The 22,971-nt window shown below is 43.9% G+C and carries 18 protein-coding genes and 4 pseudogenes; 12 read left to right on the top strand and 10 right to left on the bottom strand.

Annotated elements, in window-relative coordinates:
* The first annotated feature begins 34 nt into the window (after nucleotides 1-34).
* Entirely contained in the window at nucleotides 35-1,171 is a 1,137-nt protein-coding gene (locus LEPTO7376_RS12055) for an ATP-dependent 6-phosphofructokinase (protein ID WP_015134449.1), read from the top strand.
* Here LEPTO7376_RS12055 and LEPTO7376_RS12050 read toward each other — a convergent pair.
* Both LEPTO7376_RS12050 and LEPTO7376_RS12045 read right to left on the bottom strand, forming a co-directional pair.
* Nucleotides 1,122-1,754 carry a COP23 domain-containing protein gene (locus LEPTO7376_RS12050; protein WP_015134448.1) on the bottom strand — a complete coding sequence of 211 codons (633 nt, stop codon included), beginning with the start codon at nucleotides 1,752-1,754 and terminating at the stop codon, nucleotides 1,122-1,124. The two genes, LEPTO7376_RS12055 and LEPTO7376_RS12050, sit on opposite strands and share 50 nt — an antisense overlap.
* 201 nt (nucleotides 1,755-1,955) lie before the next feature.
* A complete protein-coding gene (locus LEPTO7376_RS12045) occupies nucleotides 1,956-2,489 on the bottom strand; it encodes a Tic20 family protein (protein WP_160148447.1) in 534 nt (177 codons plus the stop codon).
* Nucleotides 2,490-2,625: 136 nt separating this feature from the next.
* On the opposite strand from LEPTO7376_RS12045, the gene LEPTO7376_RS12040 reads away from it, so the two are divergent.
* Nucleotides 2,626-3,678, top strand: coding sequence for a fatty acid desaturase (locus LEPTO7376_RS12040; RefSeq protein WP_015134446.1), 1,053 nt, complete (start codon nucleotides 2,626-2,628; stop codon nucleotides 3,676-3,678).
* Between the two features lie 142 nt (nucleotides 3,679-3,820).
* Here the strand turns inward: LEPTO7376_RS12040 and LEPTO7376_RS12035 are convergent, their stop codons facing one another.
* The 6 genes from LEPTO7376_RS12035 to infC form a co-directional block, all read right to left on the bottom strand.
* A complete protein-coding gene (locus LEPTO7376_RS12035) occupies nucleotides 3,821-4,807 on the bottom strand; it encodes a GntR family transcriptional regulator (protein ID WP_015134445.1) in 987 nt (328 codons plus the stop codon).
* A gap of 120 nt (nucleotides 4,808-4,927) precedes the next feature.
* Nucleotides 4,928-5,080 (bottom strand): DUF2256 domain-containing protein, encoded by a 153-nt coding sequence (locus LEPTO7376_RS24785; RefSeq protein ID WP_015134444.1) that lies wholly within the window; start codon nucleotides 5,078-5,080, stop codon nucleotides 4,928-4,930.
* Between the two features lie 9 nt (nucleotides 5,081-5,089).
* Nucleotides 5,090-6,061, bottom strand: a complete 972-nt coding sequence (gene sds / locus LEPTO7376_RS12030) for a solanesyl diphosphate synthase (protein WP_015134443.1) — start codon at nucleotides 6,059-6,061, stop codon at nucleotides 5,090-5,092.
* Between the two features lie 920 nt (nucleotides 6,062-6,981).
* A complete protein-coding gene (locus tag LEPTO7376_RS12025) occupies nucleotides 6,982-7,662 on the bottom strand; it encodes a TIGR04283 family arsenosugar biosynthesis glycosyltransferase (RefSeq protein ID WP_015134441.1) in 681 nt (226 codons plus the stop codon).
* 54 nt (nucleotides 7,663-7,716) lie between these two features.
* On the bottom strand, nucleotides 7,717-9,681 hold the full coding sequence (locus tag LEPTO7376_RS12020) for a serine/threonine phosphatase (protein WP_015134440.1): 1,965 nt from the start codon (nucleotides 9,679-9,681) through the stop codon (nucleotides 7,717-7,719).
* 368 nt (nucleotides 9,682-10,049) lie between these two features.
* Nucleotides 10,050-10,586 (bottom strand): translation initiation factor IF-3, encoded by a 537-nt coding sequence (infC, locus tag LEPTO7376_RS12015; protein ID WP_015134439.1) that lies wholly within the window; start codon nucleotides 10,584-10,586, stop codon nucleotides 10,050-10,052.
* A 248-nt stretch (nucleotides 10,587-10,834) separates the two neighbouring features.
* Between infC and LEPTO7376_RS12010 the strand changes: the two genes are divergently transcribed.
* The 7 genes from LEPTO7376_RS12010 (at nucleotide 10,835) to mnmA (ending at nucleotide 19,036) form a co-directional block, all read left to right on the top strand.
* The gene (locus LEPTO7376_RS12010; RefSeq protein ID WP_041765513.1) at nucleotides 10,835-11,764 is read left to right on the top strand and encodes an alpha/beta fold hydrolase; all 930 of its coding nucleotides are present in this window, start codon (nucleotides 10,835-10,837) and stop codon (nucleotides 11,762-11,764) included.
* 49 nt (nucleotides 11,765-11,813) lie between these two features.
* Nucleotides 11,814-12,332: an acetolactate synthase small subunit gene (ilvN, locus tag LEPTO7376_RS12005; protein WP_041763544.1), complete on the top strand. Its 519-nt coding sequence runs from the start codon at nucleotides 11,814-11,816 to the stop codon at nucleotides 12,330-12,332.
* Nucleotides 12,333-12,466: 134 nt separating this feature from the next.
* Nucleotides 12,467-14,059, top strand: a complete 1,593-nt coding sequence (metG, locus tag LEPTO7376_RS12000; protein WP_015134436.1) for a methionine--tRNA ligase — start codon at nucleotides 12,467-12,469, stop codon at nucleotides 14,057-14,059.
* Between the two features lie 172 nt (nucleotides 14,060-14,231).
* The gene (locus tag LEPTO7376_RS11995) at nucleotides 14,232-14,873 is read left to right on the top strand and encodes an NYN domain-containing protein (RefSeq protein ID WP_015134435.1); all 642 of its coding nucleotides are present in this window, start codon (nucleotides 14,232-14,234) and stop codon (nucleotides 14,871-14,873) included.
* Nucleotides 14,874-14,904: 31 nt separating this feature from the next.
* On the top strand, nucleotides 14,905-16,071 hold the full coding sequence (gene lptC / locus LEPTO7376_RS11990) for an LPS export ABC transporter periplasmic protein LptC (RefSeq protein ID WP_225901099.1): 1,167 nt from the start codon (nucleotides 14,905-14,907) through the stop codon (nucleotides 16,069-16,071).
* A gap of 14 nt (nucleotides 16,072-16,085) precedes the next feature.
* Complete coding sequence (locus tag LEPTO7376_RS23560) at nucleotides 16,086-17,894, top strand: tetratricopeptide repeat protein (protein ID WP_015134433.1); 1,809 nt, start codon at nucleotides 16,086-16,088, stop codon at nucleotides 17,892-17,894.
* 80 nt (nucleotides 17,895-17,974) lie between these two features.
* Nucleotides 17,975-19,036, top strand: a complete 1,062-nt coding sequence (gene mnmA / locus LEPTO7376_RS11980) for a tRNA 2-thiouridine(34) synthase MnmA (protein WP_015134432.1) — start codon at nucleotides 17,975-17,977, stop codon at nucleotides 19,034-19,036.
* A 180-nt stretch (nucleotides 19,037-19,216) separates the two neighbouring features.
* Here the strand turns inward: mnmA and LEPTO7376_RS11975 are convergent.
* Nucleotides 19,217-19,795 (bottom strand): annotated as a pseudogene (locus LEPTO7376_RS11975) (IS982 family transposase); the annotation flags it as partial.
* Nucleotides 19,796-19,805: 10 nt separating this feature from the next.
* On the opposite strand from LEPTO7376_RS11975, the pseudogene LEPTO7376_RS29080 reads away from it, so the two are divergent.
* Nucleotides 19,806-20,677, top strand: a pseudogene (locus LEPTO7376_RS29080) (IS630 family transposase).
* A 36-nt stretch (nucleotides 20,678-20,713) separates the two neighbouring features.
* On the opposite strand, the pseudogene LEPTO7376_RS24775 reads toward LEPTO7376_RS29080, so the two are convergent.
* A pseudogene (locus LEPTO7376_RS24775) lies at nucleotides 20,714-21,013 on the bottom strand (IS982 family transposase); the annotation flags it as partial.
* A gap of 269 nt (nucleotides 21,014-21,282) precedes the next feature.
* On the opposite strand from LEPTO7376_RS24775, the gene LEPTO7376_RS11965 reads away from it, so the two are divergent.
* Both LEPTO7376_RS11965 and LEPTO7376_RS25745 read left to right on the top strand, forming a co-directional pair.
* Nucleotides 21,283-22,173 carry a site-specific integrase gene (locus LEPTO7376_RS11965; protein ID WP_015134431.1) on the top strand — a complete coding sequence of 297 codons (891 nt, stop codon included), beginning with the start codon at nucleotides 21,283-21,285 and terminating at the stop codon, nucleotides 22,171-22,173.
* Between the two features lie 44 nt (nucleotides 22,174-22,217).
* Nucleotides 22,218-22,942, top strand: a pseudogene (locus LEPTO7376_RS25745) (IS1 family transposase).
* Nucleotides 22,943-22,971 lie beyond the last annotated feature (29 nt).

Raw genomic sequence — 22,971 nt, 5'->3', positions numbered from 1 at the left:
GTTCATATTTATCAGTTGAGATTAGAGAAATCCTATGACAGCATCGAAGAAAATAGGTATTCTCACAAGCGGTGGCGATTGCTCAGGTTTAAATGCAGCGATTCGAGCAGTCACCCATTGTGCGGAGAATGTTTACGGTTGGGAAGTAGTTGGTATTTGTCGGGCAACACGCGGTTTATTGCGCCAGCCACCTGATGTAGTGCGTTTAACTGCGTCACAGGTCGATAATTGGTTGACTATGGGCGGCACAATGCTCGGGACAACCAATAAGGGTAATCCTTTTGCTTTCCCGATGGCAGATGGCACAAGACTCGATCGCTCCCAAGAAATTATTGATAATTACCACAGCCTTGGTCTGGATGCATTAATTGGCATTGGTGGTGATGGCAGTTTAGCGATTTTGCATAAGCTAGCAATGCAGGGCAATATTAATTTTGTCGGTATTCCAAAAACAATTGATAATGACGTCAGCATTACAGAGCGTTCAATTGGATTTGAGTCGGCGGTAAATATTGCGACGGAAGCATTGGATCGGTTGCACTTCACAGCAGCGAGCCATGATCGAGTCATGATTGTCGAAGTGATGGGACGAGATGCAGGTCATATTGCCATCAATGCAGGCATTGCCGGTGGTGCTCATGTCGTACTGATTCCAGAGATTAAATATGATCTGAAAACAGTTTGTGATTTTATCTGCGATCGCCAAAATTCTGGCCAAAACTACACATTAGTGGTGGTGTCAGAGGCAGTCTGTACTGATACTGGCAAAACACTACAAAAAGAATTGCAATTTGGAGAACGTCGCCTCGGTGGTATTGGTCAATATCTAGCGGATGAGGTCGCAGCAAAAACAGGATCTGAGACCCGTGTGACAGCCTTGGGTCATATCCAGCGTGGTGGTACGGCTTCACCTCTCGATCGATTACTGGCTTCGGCTTTTGGGGTCGCAGCAGTGAACTTAATTGCAGAAGAAAAGTTCAACCAAATGGTGACTTGGGAACAAGGACAAGTTTCGAGTGTGCCCATCACTGAAGCAATCAAAACATACCGTACTGTCGACCCGGAAGGTACTTTAGTGAAAACGGCGCGGGGTCTCGGCATTTGTCTCGGTGATCTCCCCATTACTGAGAAGATTTCTGAGCCGGAGCGTCAGCTTCAAGAAATGGCTTAAGATCAATCCGTGATAAACCTTGGGGCGGTTGTTCTTCACCAGTAGAGAAGGTGGCGATCGCCCCATTGCTTTGGGTTTGCTGAGTTGAACTAGGCTGCTTTGCAAACTCCTGGAGATCAACGGTAAACCGTTCAAAAAATCTCTGGGGCTCAATATTTTCTTTTAAAATTACGAGATTCGCACAATCACTGTCCCCGTGAGCAGCCGTTTGCACACAAACAGCATGACGGTTTGGTGTTGCTGGATTAGGGCGATAAAACAGCGCTTGCAACTGATCAGCAAAATTCACATCAAGAGTATGGGCAATCTCTTCGCATCGTTGCTCTGGCGTTACATCTCCTTCCAGACCAGAGATCATGCGCAGCCAAGGCTTTTCTTCCCCACCATTTTGAAACACCACAGTCCAAAGTAACTCACTACTTTGCGGCTCAGATAATTTTTCACAAGAAAATTGGCGCGATTTTAAAACATTGCGTCCAGTTTTCCAACTCACGCCCCAGATTAAAACAATCGTTAAACTGGCGATCGCCGCCGCACCGAAAAGTAATAAGCGATAAGGTTCTGGAACATCAGACTTAGTCATTAGGCAAGTTTAATAGGATTTAAGGTCAGCATCTCTAAAAGATGATAGTTGAACCAAATTGTTTCAACACAACAGGCGATCGCCAACATATCACCATCCACAAAAAACCAGCATTAGCGCTCTTAATGCTGGCAATATCAATTCAATTTTCAACCCTTATAGGCTCAATATTTAGAGAAAAATCTCATCAGAAAGTTTTTCCTAGTAAGGCAGTTGCGCATAAGCAGCCTGAGAAATAGTTGGTAGTTCCGCATACTTACCCATCACTGACTGGAACATTGCATAGAAACAAGCAGCCAATGTCCCAAGAAACGCCACATTAGAAAGCGTTTCGATGAGAATGCCACCGCCGCCAACACCAAAGAGTCGAATGACAATGCCCAACAACACTAAAGCAATATCAATCAAAATCGCTTGCAGCGTATTAAAACGAATAAAGTGACTAATCTTAGAATTGCGAACCACAGCGCTGTAAAGGATAAAGAAAATAATTAGTCCCGCGAAAGGAAAAGAGTAAATCGCGAGCAAGGGCTGTAGGGGCACATAGATGATGCCGAGAAGAGGAAATTTCGAGAGAAAAGGAATCCCAAGGGGAAGCGCATATACGATAGGCAAAAGGTAAGGCAAAGTGCCAAACAGACGATCAGTGGGCTCAGTGGTGGTGGTGGGCATAAAATTGCTTATTTTGCTTTTTCTAAATTGCAGTAATTCTATTTTACCTATGGCATCGCTCATCTAGCATCGCGGCGATCACCATGATTTTTTGACATGATCTCAATGTCCTGCAGAGATGAATTCTGCGAACCTGACCACGACACTAACCAAAAAAGAGTAAAATCATTAAAATTTGTAAACTGTCTTAACTTATCTAATGCAAATATCAGTTGCTTCGCCGGAGAGTCGTGAATCTGCTAGACAAGATTTACCATTCACGCTCAAGGACGTTAAAGACGCGATTCCAGAATATTGTTTTCAACCATCGGTTTTTCGCTCCCTCGCTTATTTTTTCCTCGACCTCGGAATTATTGCCGGGCTTTATGCGATCGCCGTATATATAGACTCTTGGTTTTTCTATCCCATCTTTTGGTTCGCTCAGGGCACAATGTTCTGGGCTTTATTTGTGGTTGGTCATGATTGTGGTCATGGCTCTTTTTCTCGCTCGAAGCTTCTCAACAACATCATTGGTCACCTCAGCCACACGCCGATTTTAGTGCCGTTCCATGGCTGGCGCATTTCCCATCGGACTCACCACTCCAACACAGGTAACATCGACACAGATGAAAGTTGGTATCCCGTCACTGAGTCTAAATACGATGAAATGAGTACCCTCGAAAAGTTTGTGCGTTTCTACGCACCACTCATTGCATATCCTGTATATCTCTTTAAGCGCTCTCCTAGCCGTGACGGTGGTTCTCACTTTGCCCCCAGCAGCCCTCTTTTCAAGGCTTCCGAGAAAAACGACATTATCACGAGTACTGCAGCGATTTTAACGATGGTTGCCTTCCTCGGCTGGTTTACGTTCCAGTTTGGGGCGATCGCCTTCTTTAAGTTCTACTTTGTGCCTTATGCGATTTTCGTAATGTGGCTCGACCTTGTGACTTATCTCCACCACACCGAAGATGATATTCCTTGGTACCGTGGCGATAACTGGTATTACCTCAAAGGTGCTCTCTCCACAATCGACCGTGACTACGGCATTTTTAATGACATCCACCACAATATTGGAACTCATGTCGTTCACCATATTTTCCACACCATCCCCCACTACCACCTCAAGGATGCAACGGAAGCAGTGAAGCCCCTCCTCGGCGATTACTACCGCATTAGTCACGAGCCCATCTGGAAGAGCTTCTTTAAGTCCCAGAAAGCTTGCCACTACGTTGAAGATACTGGCGTAGAAGTGTATTACAAGCCTGAGAAATAAGACTCACAACGGTTGAATCAATTTGATTTAATCTTGCAACATCAAAACATTTCACACTGAATTGTTTTAATTTATCTCTAGTTTCTACGGAAGCTAGGGATTTTTTGCATTAAAGGGGGAATGACAACCAAATATTTATCCATCAATTCACTAAATCTAATTCTCGTCGCAATAACTCCATTGATTGTTCGCTAATGTAATTTTTGCAAGGCAAGACATTGGGTTTACGAATCAAATCTTCCCGTGCTCCTTGGATCGCTTGTTCAACGAGGGGGGTACTGGCTGGGTCACAAATAATGGTTTGGCTCGAACGCACCAACGCATTTAAGCGGCGGCGATCACCCGCTTGCGCAGTAAAAACATAAACCTCATTAGCACGCAAACTAAAAATAATAATTTCAGCAACTCGCAAAATACCAGGACTAAGGCTAACAATCCCGAGACTATGCTCTTGGGGGAGTTCTCTGATTAGTTTCAATTCGTCTGCATAATCATATAAATCCACTGGAATCACTCGAATGCCTTTGGGCTTAGCGATATCCTCGGCTTCTTTCACAAAATAATGGGTCGTTAACACAGTGCCCGAATGAGTTTGCGCTAATGTGCCATCCAGTTCTTCAAGAGGGACAAGCTGTACCGGGAGGGCGATCGCCTGTTCCAGTTCCTGCGCCATCAATTCCCCAGCACCAATATCCTGCATTGGCACCGTCACCACAACCTGAGCACCAGAACGCAATCGCCAATCAATCTCAGCCATAAACAATTCCCGCGCTTGGGAAAGCGTACAGCCTTGGTCGAGGAGCTGATCGATTGTGCCTCCAATTAAAGTAGAGGCTTCCGGATACTGAGCCAGCAATGGTGATTTGCCAGTATCAACGTCTGTAGACCGATTTTCTTTGATATAAATGCCTGAGCCAGCAATGGATTCAACTAAACCCATTTCTTCGAGCTGATGATAAACCTTACTAATCGTATTGCGGTGCAAACCCGTGACCATTTCCAACTGCCGCAAACTAGGCAATCTTTGTCCCGCCGGAAACTGACGCGAGGCGATCGCAAACTGAATTTGGTCGAGTAGTTGCCGCGAAGCAGGAAGATCACTATCGCTCTGAATATTAAACTGCAACATTATTGGTCGCTCACCCTGTACTCAAAGACATCCAGTTGTCATTATCTCCCAAGGATAGAGCCAAGGATATTATCTCGATCACAGATCTTACGAATTGAAACGCAAAATCAGAGTCTAAGGCTATTCAGTCTGATTACGACGATGGCGGCAACGCTCCGAACAATATTTGACCTCATCCCAACATTTCTCCCACTTTTTGCGCCAAGTGAAAGGTAGCCCACAAACTACACAGGTTTTTGTCGGTAAATCTGACTTTTTTCGTTGACGACCCATCTTTGCTTTTTAGTACAAACGACTCAAGACATAGTCGATTAGATCAGTGAGGGCATCCTTCGAGGGAGAAGGAGATAAACAAGCCAAACTCTCTAGGGCAAGACGACCATGGTGAGCCGCCAACTCCTTAGAGCGGCGCACTCCTTCACTATTGCGCACAAGTTCTAAAGCTTTTTCTGCATCACCTTCCTCTGCAAATTCCCGATCAATTAATTGAGTAAGAACAGAATGCTCTTCCATTGCATATAGCGCGGGGGCAGTCACGTGACCACCGATTAAATCAGAGCCAGCAGGCTTCCCTAATACTTCAGTAGAAGCCGTAAAATCGAGAATATCGTCAACAATTTGAAACGCTAATCCTAAATTTCGACCGTAGTCATAAAGGCGCTGACCAACACTTGGAGCTGTTTCGCTGAGTACTGCTGCCGCTTTGGCACTATTCGCAATCAGCGAAGCCGTTTTGTAATAAGACTTTTGGAGATAGGTTTCGAGGGTAAGACTTGTATCAAAACGATTTAAACCCTGTTGAATTTCGCCCTCTGCAAAATCCTTAATTACCTCAGATAGAAGTTTCACAACTTCAAGGCTATCGAGATTTGCGAGATACCAAGATGACTGAGCAAACAAGAAATCACCCGCAAGTACAGCAATGCGATTATCAAACAGACTATTCACTGTTGGGACATTTCGTCGCAGGGATGCATCATCCACGACATCATCATGAACCAGGCTAGCAGTGTGAATCATCTCTGTGATTTCTGCCAGACGACGATGCCGTTGTGTCAGGGGGCGATCGCCAAGTGTTGCCCGAGCAACCAATAAAACAATCGCTGGCCTAACCCGTTTACCACCCGCCGCAAATAAATGTTCCGCAGCAACCCCCAGAATCGGATGACGTGCACCAATCAAGTTCGTCAGGTTCTCACTGAGCTGTTTGAGGTCGGCTTCGACGGGGGAAAAAAGAGTAGTCGCTGAAATCATTATTAAGCCGCGGGAAACTTGTTCACGAAAATTTACATAGCTATATTGTATTGCAACAGACTCTTTTCAGCAGAAAACTACCGACTTTCATCATTTTATCGTCTTTTTTTTCAGCTAAAGACCTTCAAGATTTCTTCAAAAAAAAGATGCTAAATGTCCTTCAATATCTGGATCTGCGTGTTATCCTAAGGATATAGGGTCTTAAGTATTTTATTACAATTCAAAAAATCGAGCGCTGAGGCAATTTCGGTTGTTGTTTTCGCTTTTGGGATTGTGAAATTGTTAGGCTTGGGTGGAGTTATCAGAAAATATAGTCTCTCGTTTTTGGTGTGAGGAAACTATAGTATTCGCTCTTCTCGCAACGTTTACTCTTCAGTTATCAATATTCGGTAAAAAGTTTTGAGCAATTGTTAGAAGCTTTTCCGGTTTGGGCTATTTGCATTGCAGGTAACCTACTTTGGTTTACCTAGATAACGTTAGATATAGAGTAATTTGTTTGATATTTGCGAGAAGAAGATGAGGTTGCCCAGCTAACTCAAAATTTAATAACGCGATCCTAGCAATGTCAATTATTGAAAGCTTGGGGGGCTGATAACAATGAGTTATTTTGACATTCCGCTAGTTGTTTTGCTGTTATCAGCGATTTATCTTTGTGTGGTCTATTTCGGACTAGGTTTGTTACAACGAACGTGTTCTAGCCAACGTGATGATAAACCGCTGGATTCGACGGAAACGGCGCGACCGTCTTAGTTCGGTTCACTGTTTTCCTTAAAATCGCTCAATTATTGCATCATCCCACTGAAGAATTCTGAGAATTCTCTCGGTACAAAAAATAAAAAATGTTTGGCGATCGCCGTCCTGATATTTATTATCAGAGTTCCGGTGATCGCTTTTCATCGCAACATTTTTCAAGTTATAGATTAGTGATATTGCTGGCGATACCATTGGCGGAGTGTTTCAGGATTAATGCCAAGGTGATAACCCAAAATAATGACTTGATTAATAACAGTGGTACGCCAGACTCCTAATTTTTGCCAGCGACGAGCAGATGTTTTAACCGCAGTTGGAGCGAGAAGTATTTGACCTTGTTTTTTGAGGCGGCGTACAAATTCATAGTCTTCCATAATTGGCAGTTCAACATAACCGTCTAATTCGCGAAATACTGAGGTTTTCACAAAAATAGCTTGGTCGCCATAGGGTAACGAAAAGAATTGTGATCGCCACTGCACCATTCGTTCAATCCACCGCAAGCTTGGTTGTGGATCATCAATCTGTAATCGAAAAGCACCTGCAATGGCTTCAAAGTTAGTCAGGGTTGTTTCAATAGTCTCAATAAAATCTGTAGGTAAACGAGTATCGCTATGGAGAAAAAGCAAGATATCTCCTGTGGCGATCGCCGCACCATGATTCATCTGTGCACCTCGTCCCAGGGTAGATGACACAAGTTTCACAGGATACTTCTGTACTATCTGTCGAGTCTCATCATGGCTTCCACCATCAACAATAATCAGTTCGAGGTGATCGCCACAAGGAATGAGTAAGTCCAAGCAAGCGGCAATACCTATAGCCTCATTCAAAACTGGAATAATGACACTAATCAAGCTTTAATCACACCTTGCAAGCGCTCAAAATATAAATTCAAAACTTACTCACCGTTACATGACAGGGTTGCCAGAAAGATTAGGGCGTACCTTCACTCGCACTAATACCGCAGTGATATTGTCATGGCCGTTATGTTCATTGGCCAACTCAATTAACTCTTTTACCCCTTGGTCAAGATTTGCCCGTGAACTGAGTAGTGGCAATAAATATTTTTCCCAATACTGCTCCAAAAACTCATTATCAGACAGGCCATCGGAACAGAGCAAAAATAGACTGTCTTCGTTGATATCAATAAACGTCACATCGGGTTGCACAAACGTATTATCGCGAGGGCCGATCGCCTGGGTCAATTGGTAAGCATCAGCGCGACCATAGGCAATATCTGGCTCAACACCTTTCTGAATTTCCCGCTGTCCCACTTCATGATCTACGGTGAGTTGCTGGAGATCCCATTTACGACTGATGCGATAAATACGACTGTCTCCTACATGGGCGATCGCTGCCTGATTATCTTGCACCAAAACCATGACGAGAGTTGTTCCCATCCGACCACTGCCAGAGCGAGCATTATTCAAATTAATATCGTAAATTTTTTGGTTTGTTTGCCAAACACCTTCTTGTATCGTCGCCTCATTGGGTAATTGATCTTGCCAATGTTTCTGGAAATAATTTTGTAGACTTTCCACGGAGAGCGCACTTGCTACCTCGCCTGCAGCATGACCTCCCATCCCATCACAAACAACATATAAACCGCGAGCTTTTACCTGTTTTCCTAAAAGATTTTCGTGCTTTTCAATTTGAGTCTGAATACCAAAATAATCTTCATTATGATCACGCTGGCTACCAATATCACTTAGACCAGCATCCTCTAAATTCAGCAGATGCATCGGTAAAACAACCGTCGGTTGCTCATCACCATCACTGCTATATTTCATCTGATCGAGATCAACGGCTGTCGTAATTGTGGCTTCTTCCGTTTCAGCGTCATTAGCTGTTTCAGAGTCTGGAGTAGAATCAGTATCTTCTTCCTGAAATTCTTCGCGATTTACCCAGTCATCATTTTCATCAAAATCGATATCACTCGGCGACTGAATAACGGTCGCCACACCCGCACTTCCACCGGTAGCTAGAGATTTAATTGCACCCATTAAATCATTAGATTTTGTGAGATTTGTTGCCACACTCTGTTCAATCACAGTTTGGAGATCTGCAAATTCTGAAGCTTCTGAGGTGTGAAATAAATTTTCCCAAAGGTCAGTCAAATCTTTAAGGTTGGGAAAATGCAGGGGATCATCTTCAATTAACCGCTCGATGACAAGGTTATGGTCTTCATCAATAAATAGATTATTAACTTTCAACAGAGATTGGCAGCATCGCAGTGGCTCTAGCTCACGCCACATACTGACCATTTGGTATGTCCACTGCAAAATCTGATTGTATTCGGGGGTCGCTTGAGCGAGATGATCGGAGACTAGCACCGTATCGTGGCGTTTATCCAACAATAAAATATGATGATCTGCACTCATCCATGCATCTCGCAGCAGGGGAAAGCCAAAGGACATTTCCTGAAGACTCAAATAATGGCGGGCGATCGCCGGAATCCCCATTTGCAACCAGAGTTGAGGATTGGCAAGACCATCTTTATCTGTCGCAACGAGAATTTGGAGGTTTTCTGCCTCTTGCTCTAAAACTTGCTCCAAATAAGAAAATTCTTCTGGTTGCCCATCCATCACAGGAATACCGCCGAGAACAGATTGTGCTTCTGGCGAAACGGGGGCGATCGCATAACGTTGCTGCATGTCGAGATGAGTTGCTGTAGCAAAAGCTTCAGGGTCACCTTCCAAGACAATCCCAATAAGCGTCGGGACAAGCTGACCGCCACAACTATGACATTCCATATCTTCGAGTTTCACCTGAGCCTCACAATGGGGGCAGGGAACCAGCAGTGACGCACCACAATATTGACAGAAGCGATTTTCGAGAGGATTTTGCTGACTGCACTTTGGGCAAGTGATCATTGGAAAACTGTCCTTACGCGGTAGGACCTCAGGTGACGAAATAAGCTTAGCTTAATTTTACTGAACGCAAGTACAGATAAACCCACTATATTGCGGAAAATTGTGAAGTTAAGTCCAGGGAGTCATACTGTTTGTTCATTTCGATAGGACATTACGAACTTCAGTGACGTAAGTACTGGGAAATATTGGAAAATTTGTTTTAAGTGAGTGGGTAGCTTATACCGAAAATTAGAAAGATCAAGCTGACTGCCATTCCATGTAAACACCACGCCACCATTGGGCAATCAGCATTTGATCGGTAGTTCATTAGAGAACCAAGACATTACTAAATTTGCATTAGTAAATCTGAATTAGAAAAATCACAAAGATTAATTGACTTTTTTAGGTGCCATAATCATCATCATGTTGCGACCTTCACGTTTAGGGCGCTGCTGGATTTCACCAACTTCTTCTAGATCTTTTGCCATACGATCAAGCAATTTGTAGGCAAGATTAGAGTGTTGGATTTCACGGCCCCGGAAAGTAATGGTGGCTTTAACTTTGTCACCAGATTTCAGGAAACGTAGTGCATTATTGACGCGCACTTGATAGTCATGCTCCTCGATTTTATAGCGCATTTTGACTTCTTTCAAGTCAGCATTATGCTGCTTCTTCTTCGCTTCGCGGGCACGCTTTTCTTGTTCAAATTTATATTTCCCGTAGTCCATGATTCGACAGACAGGGGGTTTAGCGCCTTCACTTACCAACACAAGGTCGAGTTCTTCCTCTTCGGCAACTTCGAGAGCCTCCGCTGGGGTCATGATACCCAGTTGATCGCCTTCGGTACCGATGACACGAATCTTGGGGAAACGGATTCTTTCGTTGATTTTCGGGAGGTCGCGCTTTACGCGTCTTCTATCTTTCACAGGCTATGAGTTAATGGTTGCTAAAGTTTTTAGTATGTGGGTTTTAGATGGATCAATAGGTTGTTGAAAAACTATTGAAAACTTACAACTATTCTACCTATTCGTCGTCTTTTCGCTATTTAAAGTATAAATTTATGTTGCTCTAGGAATCTAAATTACAGAGATCACGAATCAATGTACGTTTTATGACGGGCAATTGGGTGATGGGACTTGGTAAGAACTAAAGGTTAGCAATGGGTGAAGGGGATATGGCGAAGGAATTAGCACATTGGCAGAATCGTATCGGGCACCAGCGAAGCTTTTTATGGAGGGGTTTACAAGTCCGGTATTGTTTCTGGCGATCGCCCAATCACTCGACTCCATCAGAAAATACCTCAGAGACTCCATTAGTTCTGATTCACGGGTTTGGGGCTTCAATTGAACATTGGCGAGGTTTCATCCCAAAGGTAGCAGGCGATCGCCCTGTATACAGTATTGATTTACTGGGGTTTGGGGGCTCAGAAAAAGGACACTTTAATTTTGGTGTGCCTTTATGGGTTGAGCAGCTCCACTATTTTTTAGAGACGGTGGTAGCTGAGCCTGTGTTGATCATGGGAAATTCGATTGGGTCTTTGGTAACGGCAGTGCTTACGGAAAGATATCCAGAAAAAGTAAAGGCGATCGCCCTGTTGAGTGTGCCTGATGTTGCCCAGCGTCAAGAAATGATCCCGACATCTCTACGTCCAATTGTTGGGAAAATTGAGCAGACCACAATGCAGCCTTGGCTCATTCGTCGAATCTTTTATTTTCTGCGTCGTCGGGGTGTCCTAAAAAATTGGCTTAAATTGGCCTATCCTTCTCTAAATATTTTGTCAGAAGAATTAATCGATATCATCGCCGAGCCAACAATGGATTTAGGGGTTGTTGATGCGTTTATTGCCCTCAGCCGTCGGGTCAGTCGTCCAGAATTTTGTCCGCCGATGAAGAAAGTTTTACCCGCAATTTCTTGCCCTATCTTGATGCTATGGGGCGAAAAAGATCGATTTGTACCTGTGGCGATCGCCCCAACCCTTGCAAAGACCAATCCGAAAATCACTCTAAAAATTTTGCCGAACCTTGGCCATTGCCCCCACGATGAAGATCCCGACCTCGTGTATCGATTATTTACCCAGTGGTTAGGGGAGATAGACCACCTGTAGTAATATATCTCTTTGGTTTATTCGCCCAAGAAGACTGTTCCTGCCAATGATGAAGCATACCCTCTCCGTTCTTGTAGAAGATGAATCCGGTGTTTTGACACGTATTGCCGGATTGTTCGCCCGCCGTGGTTTTAATATCGAAAGCCTTGCCGTCGGCCCAGCGGAGAAAGAGGGCATTTCACGCATCACGATGGTGGTTCCCTGTGACGAAAAAGAGATTGTACAAGTCTCAGCCCAGCTCAATAAACTAATTCACGTGCGTGAAGTGAATGATGTCACGGTGAAGCCCTGCGTTGAGCGGGAATTAATGTTGGTTAAAGTTAATGCTGATGCTAACCAACGCTCTGAAGTCATGCAGTTGGTTCAGGTCTTCCGTGCGAGAATCGTAGATATTTCCGAAGGAGCTGTCACGGTGCAGGTGGTTGGTGACCCCGGTAAGATGGTGGCGATCCTCCAAATGCTTGAAAAATTCGGCATTATCGAAGTGGCTCGCACAGGTAAGCTTGCTCTAGTAAGAGAGTCTGGAGTGAATACGGAATATCTCAAATCCGTTGGCACAAAAGCTTAAAGTCTCAGAAAATGCCACAAATCTTTGTGGGATAAGATTTTAAACTTAGTTATGTGCGGCTTGTACCTCTCCATCAGCTGTATGTTGATGGCTCGATATTTTTTGATGTTTTGCTAGGCGATCGCCATTAGTTTATGAACTCTCCAGCACGTTTTTCGATTACCACTCCGCTCTACTACGTTAATGGTTTACCTCATATCGGTAGTGCTTATACAACGATGGCTGCTGATGCGATCGCCCGGTTTCATCGGTTGCGTGGCGAGGAAGTTCTGCTAATTACAGGAACGGATGAGCATGGTCAAAAAATTCAGCGCACTGCTGAGGAAGCTGGCGTAGAACCCCAAACTCATTGCGATCAAATCATTGGCAGCTTTAAAGATCTCTGGGATAAATACAATATCCAATACGACCGTTTTAGCCGTACCACTGCATCGAATCACGCGAAAATTGTTGAAGAGTTTTTTAGCAAAGTTTGGGACAAAGGCGATATCTATCTCGATCAGCAACAGGGTTGGTATTGCGTTGCCTGCGAAGAATTTAAAGAAGAAAAAGATTTAATAGAAGATCATCATTGCGCGATTCACACTAATAAAAAAGCCGAGTGGCGCGACGAACAAAACTATTTTTTCCGTCTATCTAAATATCAAGATCAACTAGAAGCACTGTACGAATCCAATCCTGATTTTATTCAGCCAGCTAGCCGTCGCAACGAAGTCCTAAATTTCATTAAACAAGGCTTAAAAGATTTTTCAATTTCCCGCGTTAATCTCGATTGGGGCTTTCCTGTGCCTATCGATGCTGACCATACAATTTATGTTTGGTTTGATGCGCTCCTCGGTTACGTTACAGCACTCCTTGAGGAAAATGATGAGGTCACTCTAGAACAGGCGATCACCAAATTTTGGCCAATTAATCTCCATCTCATCGGCAAAGATATTCTGAGATTTCATGCCGTCTATTGGCCTGCAATGCTAATGTCTGGCGATTTACCCTTACCTGGTCGTGTTTTTGGCCACGGCTTCCTCACAAAAGATGGTCTCAAAATGGGTAAAAGCCTCGGCAATACAATTGATCCCTTTGAGCTTGTCGATAAATATGGCTCCGATGCGCTCCGTTACTATTTCCTCAAAGAAGTAGAGCTGGGTAAAGATGGAGACTTTAACGAAATACGATTCATCAACACAGTCAATGCGGACCTTGCCAATGACCTCGGCAACCTCCTCAACCGAAAGTTAGGAATGCTGAAAAAGTACTGTAAGAGCGTCGTGCCGCAACAGAATCTCGGAGATATTGCAGATGATCACCCTCTAAAAGCATTAGGGAAAGACCTCGGCGATCGTGTCAATACCTATTACACAGAGCTCCACTTATCTAAAGCTTGCACAGATGTCTTGGCGTTAATCCAAGCTTGCAACAAATACATTGACGATAGCGCCCCATGGAAACTCTTTAAGCAAGGAGAACAAGCACAGGTTGAAGAAGTTTTGTTCAGCGTTATGGAATCTGTTCGTTTAGCTGGTTACCTTTTGTCGCCGATTATTCCAAACTTAAGTAACGAAATTTATCGTCAACTCGGCTTTGAAGGTGACTTTAACGATTTACCAACCCTTGCAAAGAAGTACCCATTTACCAGTCATAGTCAATGGGGTCTAACTTGGTCAGAACGTACACTCTCCAAGGCAAAACCAATTTTTGCACGCCTCGAATTACCCGAAGAAGCTGATTAAATTTTCTGTCAAAAGAGGGAGGCGATTATCCAACTCCGAGGGAATTATAAAAATTTTGACGAAAATCCAGCTTTCTCAGTAAGCTTAGTTATCGGGGTAACCCGCTTTTTAAAATAAAAAACATTTTATAAAAATATTCCCTTTAATAAATTCTTGAGAGGCATAACCACAAATGCTGGATCACTTTGGTAGCGATCCGGTTTTCTCCCCTGAACAGGTATTGGAAAATCGAGGTCGTGTAGCGATCTTCATCGATGGCTCAAATTTGTTTTATGCAGCGCTACAGCTAGGCATCGAGATCGACTACAGCAAACTTTTACATCGTTTAACTGGTGGCTCCCGACTTCTAAGATCTTTTTTCTACACAGGAGTTGATCGGGCAAACGAAAAGCAGCAGGGCTTTTTGTTATGGATGCGCCGTAATGGTTATCGAGTTATTGCAAAAGACTTAATACAACTTCCTGACGGTTCAAAAAAAGCGAACCTAGATGTCGAAATCGCAGTCGATATGATGGCGCTCGTCGGCTCATATGATACAGCGGTTTTGGTTAGTGGTGATGGTGATCTAGCTTATGCGGTTGATGCGGTTAGCTACCGTGGTGCAAGGGTAGAAGTTGTGAGCCTACGCTCCATGACTAGTGACAGTTTAATTAACGTGGCTGATCGATATATTGATCTGGAGCACATCCAAACAGATATTCAAAAATTCCATCGGGAACAGCAGCAAAATCATCCTTCCCAAATTCCACCCGTTGAGCGTAAGCGCGAAAATGGTAATGGTTCGTCTTCTGTCGAGCTACCCAGTCATGATTAAGTGAGGCGAACTAAAATTGCGCTGTCGTTTTTTGTCACAATTTTGCTTGAAAGTTGGGTCGCAAAGTCAACGGCGATCGCCTCAGAGATTAGTCAGTTTTATTTTGTTGGGGAGTCTCTGCTTCGGAATGACGAGTTGCAGAAATTCCGAACCACCAGAACCAGAAGAAGTCATTGAAGTCAGCAACGAAAATCAACTGATTGTGGCAAATGCTGTTTTAGAACAATCCGATATTGATGGCCAACTTCTCTGGAAACTTCAGACAGACGAAGCAATTTATAGCCAAGATCGCAAGGTTGCAACGGTGACGGGGATTATTGGCAACCTTTACGAAGCTGGCGAAATTATTTTGAGTTTGCAAGCTGACGCAGGTCAAATCATTAATGACGGTGAACGGGTAATCCTCGAAACCGGCATTATTGTGACAGATAATCGTACTGGAGCAGTCATTGAAACCGACTTGGCGGAATGGCAACCTGAAAACAATTTGTTGATTATTGAAGCTGAGTTGGCAGGGAAATATCCTAATGGTCAATTTACTGCGACCAAAGCCCAGTATTTTATTGATCGATTTGAGCTAGAGCTAAAAGAAGAAGTCGATGCCTTAACAGTCGAGCCTGCCTTAAGAATCCAAAGCGAAGAAATTATTTGGCAGTTTGAAGAAGAGATCGTGACCGCAAAAGAGGGGTTAGACCTCCAGCAATACACCGAGGAAAAAGTTACCACACGCTTGCAAGCGAAAGAAGCAGAGGTCAAAATTGCAGACCAAGAGGTAACGGTTTCTGAGGATATTTTATTCAATAGCCTAGAGCCAGAAGTGCAGTTTGCGAGTGAAGAAGCGGCTTGGGATATTGAGGAAGGCATCATAGTCGGCAAGGAGTCGGTGCAGATCACCCATAAGGACGAAAAAGTCCAGTTTCGAGGCAGCGAAGGTCAGTTTAATCTCAATGAACAAAAAGTCCAGTTAACAGGAGCAGTACGTGGAGTGGGAACAGAGCCGCCAGCAACGTTACAAGCTGCTCGGGTGGACTGGGATTTAGACACACAACAAGTCGTTGCTCAGGGAAATATTGTGTATGAACAAACAGATCCTCGGTTAACTTTGACGGGCGATCGCGCGGTGGGTCAACTCAATAACAGTAAACTCGTTATATCCGGAACGGCGACCAAACCAGTGGTTACAAAAGTAAGACCCTAAACAGAACAAGTGGCGTGATTCCTCCAGAGCTGTATCGAAATCAACAGACTTATCAGCAGTTAGCTCAGGCTTTATCCCTGGGGCTACGGCGACAAATTTGGGTGGCGGTTTGTGATAATCGCTATTGGCGCGATCGCCTGATTGATCGTTTAGCAGAGCAGCATCCTCAAACGACAACGGAAGAACATGCTCTGATTACAATTACTCTTAATCCAGACAACCCAGAGCTCAATCCATTATTGGCAATTTCCCAATGGCTCAAGGCACACCAGCAAAACGTTAATCCCCATAAGCCTCCAACATTTGCATTGGTAGGCATCGAGCACTTAACGCTGCAATCCAGCCAACAACAACGCCGATTTCTCAAACACCTCAAATTCATTGCGGATGCCTATGTTCCGAAAATGGATTTTAATTTGCTGTTGTGGCTACCTCGCCCTTGGATGAACAGCATTATGGAATCGGTGCCAGCATTTTGGCAGTGGCGCACTGGGCTATTTGAGTTTCAGGGAGAACCAACCCCTGTCAAACTCTACGATTTACCGAAACCAGAACGATTTTTCCCGGCGCAGGATCAACAATTTTTCGACCGTTATTTCCATACTTCGGAACAACAGATTCTCGCCTCTCCCACGAATATTGGCTCTGAAGAAGAAGCTTGGAATTTATCTCAGCAGTATCGTAGTGCTATCCACGAAGGTGACACCAGTGTCGTCACGCTAGAGTTAGCGATTGAGAGTTATCAGCAGTTATTTGAATATCTACCCACAGGCGATCGCCGATTGGGAGATTTATACAACGATATTGGTAATTTCACGTGGCTCCTAGCTCGACAAGAAACCGACAGAACGACGAAACAACAGCACTTACAGCAATCAATCGAGTATTATCAGCAGGCTCTAGCAACGGTAACAGAGTCGCCAGACGCAGAATTTTATGCAATGGTGCAGAACAACCTCGGTGCTGTTTATAGCGATCTCGCCTACACCCAAGGTAATGTTGCGCCTCTTCAACAAGCTGTTCAAGCATACGAAGCCGCTCTCCAACACCGCTCTCCAGAAACCGATACCCTCCGGTATGTTTCCACTCAAAATAATCTTGGAACGGTTTATTGGCATTTAGCGCAGCAAGAAAATGCGGCTCAACATTTACAAGGTGCTATTAGCTGTTATAAGTCAGCCTTAAGTTATCTGTCCAAAACTGATGAACCAAGCAATTGGGCAATGATGCAGAATAATCTCGGCACAGCCTACCTCAACCTTTCCCAGCATCAGGATCCCGTGAGTTGTCTTCAGGTGGCGATCGCCGCATACAATGCTGCTCTGGAGTTCCGCACCCCAGAAACTAATCCAGTTGGTTGCGCTTCCACTCATAACAACCTTGGTACCAGCTATTGGCAGCTCAGCGTTTATGTCACCGAAGATAGTGGTCAATGGCAAAATATCTTAGACAAGGCGATCGCCAGCTATGAAGTGGCCCTAAGTCTCTACCATCTTCTCAACCAAGAGCAACCGGCGATCGCAGTAGATTTTGACGTCCTCGAAACCCTAAACAACAAAGGACTCATCCATTATCAACTCGCCACTGAAATCGTTTCGCCCTTAGAGTCAGACGATAAAATTCAGCATCTCCAAGATGCTATCAAAGCCCATAGCCTGAGCCTGAGTAAACAGGTCGAAGACACCCCTGCCTATGAAGACAGCCTCAGTTATCTTATTGGCGGTGTCCGAACCCTCTATGAGCAAGGTGGTATTGTCGCCCAAAACCAGGCCCTATCAGAAGTCCCGAGCTATTTATTACCCAAGATTTTGCCAAGACTATAACATTGGCTATCCAATCAACCAAAAACATCGGTACAATGATGAATTGCATTTAAATTTGCCAACATCATCACCAAAAAGCCATGAGTAAAGTTGCTGTCGGTTTATCAGGGGGCGTCGATAGCTCCGTCACAGCAGGAATTCTCCATCGACAAGGATATGAAGTAGAGGGTGTTACTCTCTGGCTGATGAAAGGTAAAGGCCAATGCTGCTCAGAAGGAATGGTCGATGCAGCCGATATCTGCGAACAACTTGGCATTAACCACCACATCGTCGATAGCCGAGATCTCTTCCAAAAATATATCGTTGACTATCTCGTCACAGGCTATGAATCGGGAGTCACACCTTTGCCTTGCTCTCAGTGCAACCGCATGGTGAAATTTGGTCCCATGTTGCAATGGGCGAAAGAAGAATTAGGCATCGATAAAATTGCGACAGGACATTACGCCAAAATTCGCCATAACGAAGAAACTGGTCGGTACGAACTATTACAGGCAGTGGATCGCAACAAAGATCAGTCTTATTTTCTCTATGACCTCACCCAAGAAATGTTGGCGGGTACACTGTTCCCGCTCGGAGAATACACCAAAGATTACACTCGGCAAATTGCAGAGGAAATGGAACTCTCCACTGCAAAAAAACCGGAAAGCCAAGATTTATGTTTAATCGAAGCCCATGGTTCCATGAAAACTTTCCTCGATAAATATATCGATCAAAAAGAAGGAGATATCATCGATCTCGATGGCAAAGTTTTAGGTAAGCATACTGGCATTCATCACTACACCATTGGTCAACGCAAGGGTTTAGGTATTGCAGCATCGGAACCGCTCTATGTGGTCAAGCTCGACAATGTGATGAACCGCGTTATTGTGAGTACCCGCGATCGCGCGGGAAAGGATGGATGCACAGTGAACAGAATGAACTGGATTTCTATTGCACCGATTACTGCTCCTATTCGCGCCACAGTAAAAGTTCGGTATCGCAGTCAAGCTGTTCCTGTTAATGTGGTTCCCCTTGACAATGGTCGTTTGAAATTAGCTTTTGATGAACCACAGTTTGGCATTACCCCTGGTCAAGCGGCAGTACTATATGAAGGCGAAAAAGTCCTTGGTGGTGGCATTATCGAAAATGAGATTGCGGGCTAATTGGGTCACTACAATTTATCGGCTACGAGAAGATTTATATGCCTTGGATACAGCGTCTTTTTTCGTGTAATGCGGCTTCCTACTTCCACTATCAAACTTTTGGAGTCGAGCAAAGAGATAGGGGGCGATCATCTCACCCCATAGCTAACTAACGTGAGTTCGGGATAAGGAATAAAGGTTCTAATCAAGCTGAAGAGAGGGTTTCTTAGGTTGATGACAATAGGCAATGAGACCACACAGCAAGTTGACACAAAAATTCGCTGGACTGCGGTGGCGGGAATGCTCAATCTGAGAAATATTCTTCAGTTGGTCAATGACTGTCTCAATCAAAGCTCGCAAGCGAGCCAGCACTTTGTCTCGCCAAAGCATCAGGTGATTCTTCATATTGCGACGAGGCTTAGCTAGAAGCCTCACATCATATTCTTCTTGTAAATACTGTGTCAGAGGTTGAGAGACGTAACCTTTATCGGCAAAGACTTTTCCCGATAACTCTTTCAAAAGCTCCACTACCGGCTTTCTGTCATCAATGTTGCCAGGGGTGATTTTTACATTGAGTAATTCGCCATGGTCATTGATAACCAGATGTAGTTTGAAGCCAAAGAACCAACCCACAGAGGTTTTACCTCGAGCAGCATGGCCATCAAAAACGCGATGTGGAGAGATGCGGCGATTTTGACAAACTTTGATACTGGTGGCATCAATGAAGCTGATATAGCAGGCAAGGAGTGGGTTAAGACAGAATAGGATAGAAGCAATAAACATAGATGCCATACCTGCTCCCCATAGTCTTGATTTACGCCTAAAAGCTGTTGCCGCCTTCGATAAAGGTGAACGAAAAAGTGATATCTGTCGCTTCTTTGGTATTAGCCGAAATACGCTAGACCTGTGGCTGAAACGACGAGAGAAAATCGGTTCAGTCGCTCCGAAGACAGATTACCGTCGAGGCCCTCAACCGAAGATTAATGATCTAGATGCTTTTCGTGCTTTTGCAGAGGAATATGGGCATCTAACCCAGAAGGAAATGGCGGAGAAATGGCCAGAGTCTATTAGTGATGCATCCAGACGTGAAGCTCTACGGAAAATTGAATTTACTCGAAAAAAAAGACCTATCGATATCAAGAGAGAGATAAAGAATTAGAAAAAGCATTTGTGGCACAACTGAAGCAGTATGGCCAAGAACGACTCGTATATATCGATGAAAGTGGATTTGATAATACCTTAGATTATGGGTATGGCTACTGCCATAAGTCAGAGAGGTTTATCGCAGAGAAGTTAGGTCATCGTACAGAACGAGTTAGCGTGATTGGAGGATGGCGAGAGGGAGAGCAGATAGCACCGATGGTATTTGAGGGCTATGCCAACAGCGCCTTAGTTTGCCAATGGGTAGAGGATTGCTTAGTGCCAGAGTTGATTCCGGGTCAAATTATTATTCTGGATAATGCCAGTGTTCATCCAAAGGAAAGAATACAAACATTGGTGGCGAAGGCAGGATGTGAAGTGATATTTTTGCCACCCTACTCACCACACCTGAACAAGATAGAGAAGTTTTGGGGGAGGTTAAAGAAGGAGGTAAGTAAGCTCATCAAGAAGACTGAGGATTTGTTCGATGCCATCAGAATAGCCTTCTGTTCTATGTCCTAACCTTCTCCTTCGCTGCTATACCTGTGCATTGTGCTGTAGGTAGACACATAGAGGTACTAACGTCGAAGGCATCCACTCCACAAAACGTTGGTCACTCACTGCTCTGGGAAAAGCTCCTCGCCAGTGATGACGCACATTGATGAGGTAGAAATATTTGAAATTACGATAGTGAGATTGATCAAATGCAATCAGTATCGTCATTATCTCGCTTAAACTCAAGCTTCTTGAGCGACGTCGCCGCCGTTGTTTCGAGGCCAGCAGCTGTTGTTGCCATTGAAGTTCAAAGACTTGGCAGAAATCATCAATGGAACAAAACAAAGGTTCTAGACTGGTCATGGGAGAAAGTGGTGGACTGGTTATCAGCTTCCACAATATGCACTTTCTCCTTTTCTCCTCTTATCCCGAACTCACGCTAACTAACCAGTCGGAGAAGTGCTCAACCATAAAAATATGGACGTAACTGGATTCGAACCAGTGACCCCATCGATATCAACGAGAAACCAACAATTATTAATCAATTTATTAATAGTTTCAACTAACTAAAGAAAAACAGATTGCGTCAGATTTGAGGCTGAAATTCATCCCTAAATTCAAACAATCTTGAAATGGACAAATCAATATTCAAAATCGGTAGCATTTCTGTTTATCTATCTGATGCGAACAAACAAAGTTATCGAATCCGATGGCGTGCTTTCGACAAACAACACTCACTCACTGTTACGGATTTAGTTGCCGCTCAATCCATTGCTATAGAAATCAATAGAGACTTATCTCAGAGTATTTATCACACAAGGGATTATTACGACCCTAGAAAATCAATTGAACGACAACTTATTGATGAGCAATATAAAGACTTAAACTTTTTGTTTTGTGAGTGGGAAAAACTAGAGCATGATTACGCCCATACAACCCTACAAAATCACAAGCGTGTAAGGGACTTTATTGCATCCCTCCCAAAGGAATTGCGGAAGCTGGATAACTCCCATCGGTTTCTCGAAGCCTATAGAAGTAGATATGCGGAAAGTACTATAGATAGGGATTTACAGGTAATCAGTGCTTGCGTGAATCATTGGGTCAAACTAGGAAAAGTCCCTCATAATCCATACCCTGTTATTCGAGGATTGCTTAAGCCAAAGAAACAGCAGAACAAAGGAAGATTTACTGCAACTGAGAAAGACAGAATATTGAGGCGAATAGGAGACGGCAACGTCTATCGTGACCTATATCAGTTTCTTTTCATGACTGGCTTAAGACCTGAGGAAGCAGTACCGCTCACATGGGGAAATTTTGACAACATTAAAGGACTGATTAATATCAACAAAACCTATACAGCATGTCAGCTTAGACGCAACACAAAACAAGGAAAGAAGGATAAGATTGTCACTCGAAAATACAGAGTAAATGAAGGACTAAAGGATTTTCTTTTTTCTCTATCTGAAGGGGTGGATGTCAGTGAAGATAGCGCATTAATATTCCCGAGAGTTTCAAGTAAGTAATGCTATAGCAAAATGGAGTGAGTCGTTTCCTTGGAAGTCTCGCTATGACAATTCACTGTCCCCAATGTAATGCTCAAGACATCATCAAAAGTGGATTCGCTAAAAATCGTCAACGATTTAAGTGTAAGCAGTGCAATTATCAATTTACAAGCTTTTCTAAAGAGCGGGGCAAGCCTCTCTGGATGAAATTAGAAGCTGTATTGATGTATATGAGTGGTATGTCCATGAATGCGACAGCCAAGATTCTCGGTGTATCAGCTCAATCAGTGCTCAATTGGGTAAGAGATTTCGGTGAAGCCAATTATGAAAAGCCCACTCCTGAGTCTGCTGTCGTGGTGGAGCTAGATGAGCTATGGCATTTTATCCAAGAGAAAAAAACAAACTTTGGGTCTGGAAAGCATATGACCGTAATACTGGGCGACTCATTGACTGGGAATTGGGAAGTCGTGATAGTCGAACTTTAGGTCATTTACTAGAGCGGTTATCGCAATGACAAATCACTGTCTATTGCACCGATAATTGGAAACCCTATCAACAGCTATTAGAGAATCACCCAGATGCTTTTCATGCCATTAGCAAGAAAGAGACAATAGCAATTGAGAGAAACAACTCAGACAATCGCCATTGGTTTGCTCGGTTTCATCGCAGGACGAAGGTCGTCTCTAAATCAAAACACATGGTGGACTTGAGCATGGCACTGTTTGCGAAATTTAGAGTGAATGGAAGTATTGAGCTACTGCGCAATTGGCGTTTAACATTACTCTCTTGAAACTCTCTTATTCCCTTCTCCTACAGGTA

The organism is [Leptolyngbya] sp. PCC 7376, assembly GCF_000316605.1.
Classification (GTDB): domain Bacteria; phylum Cyanobacteriota; class Cyanobacteriia; order Cyanobacteriales; family MRBY01; genus MRBY01.
This window is presented reverse-complemented; position numbering and strand designations above follow the sequence as displayed.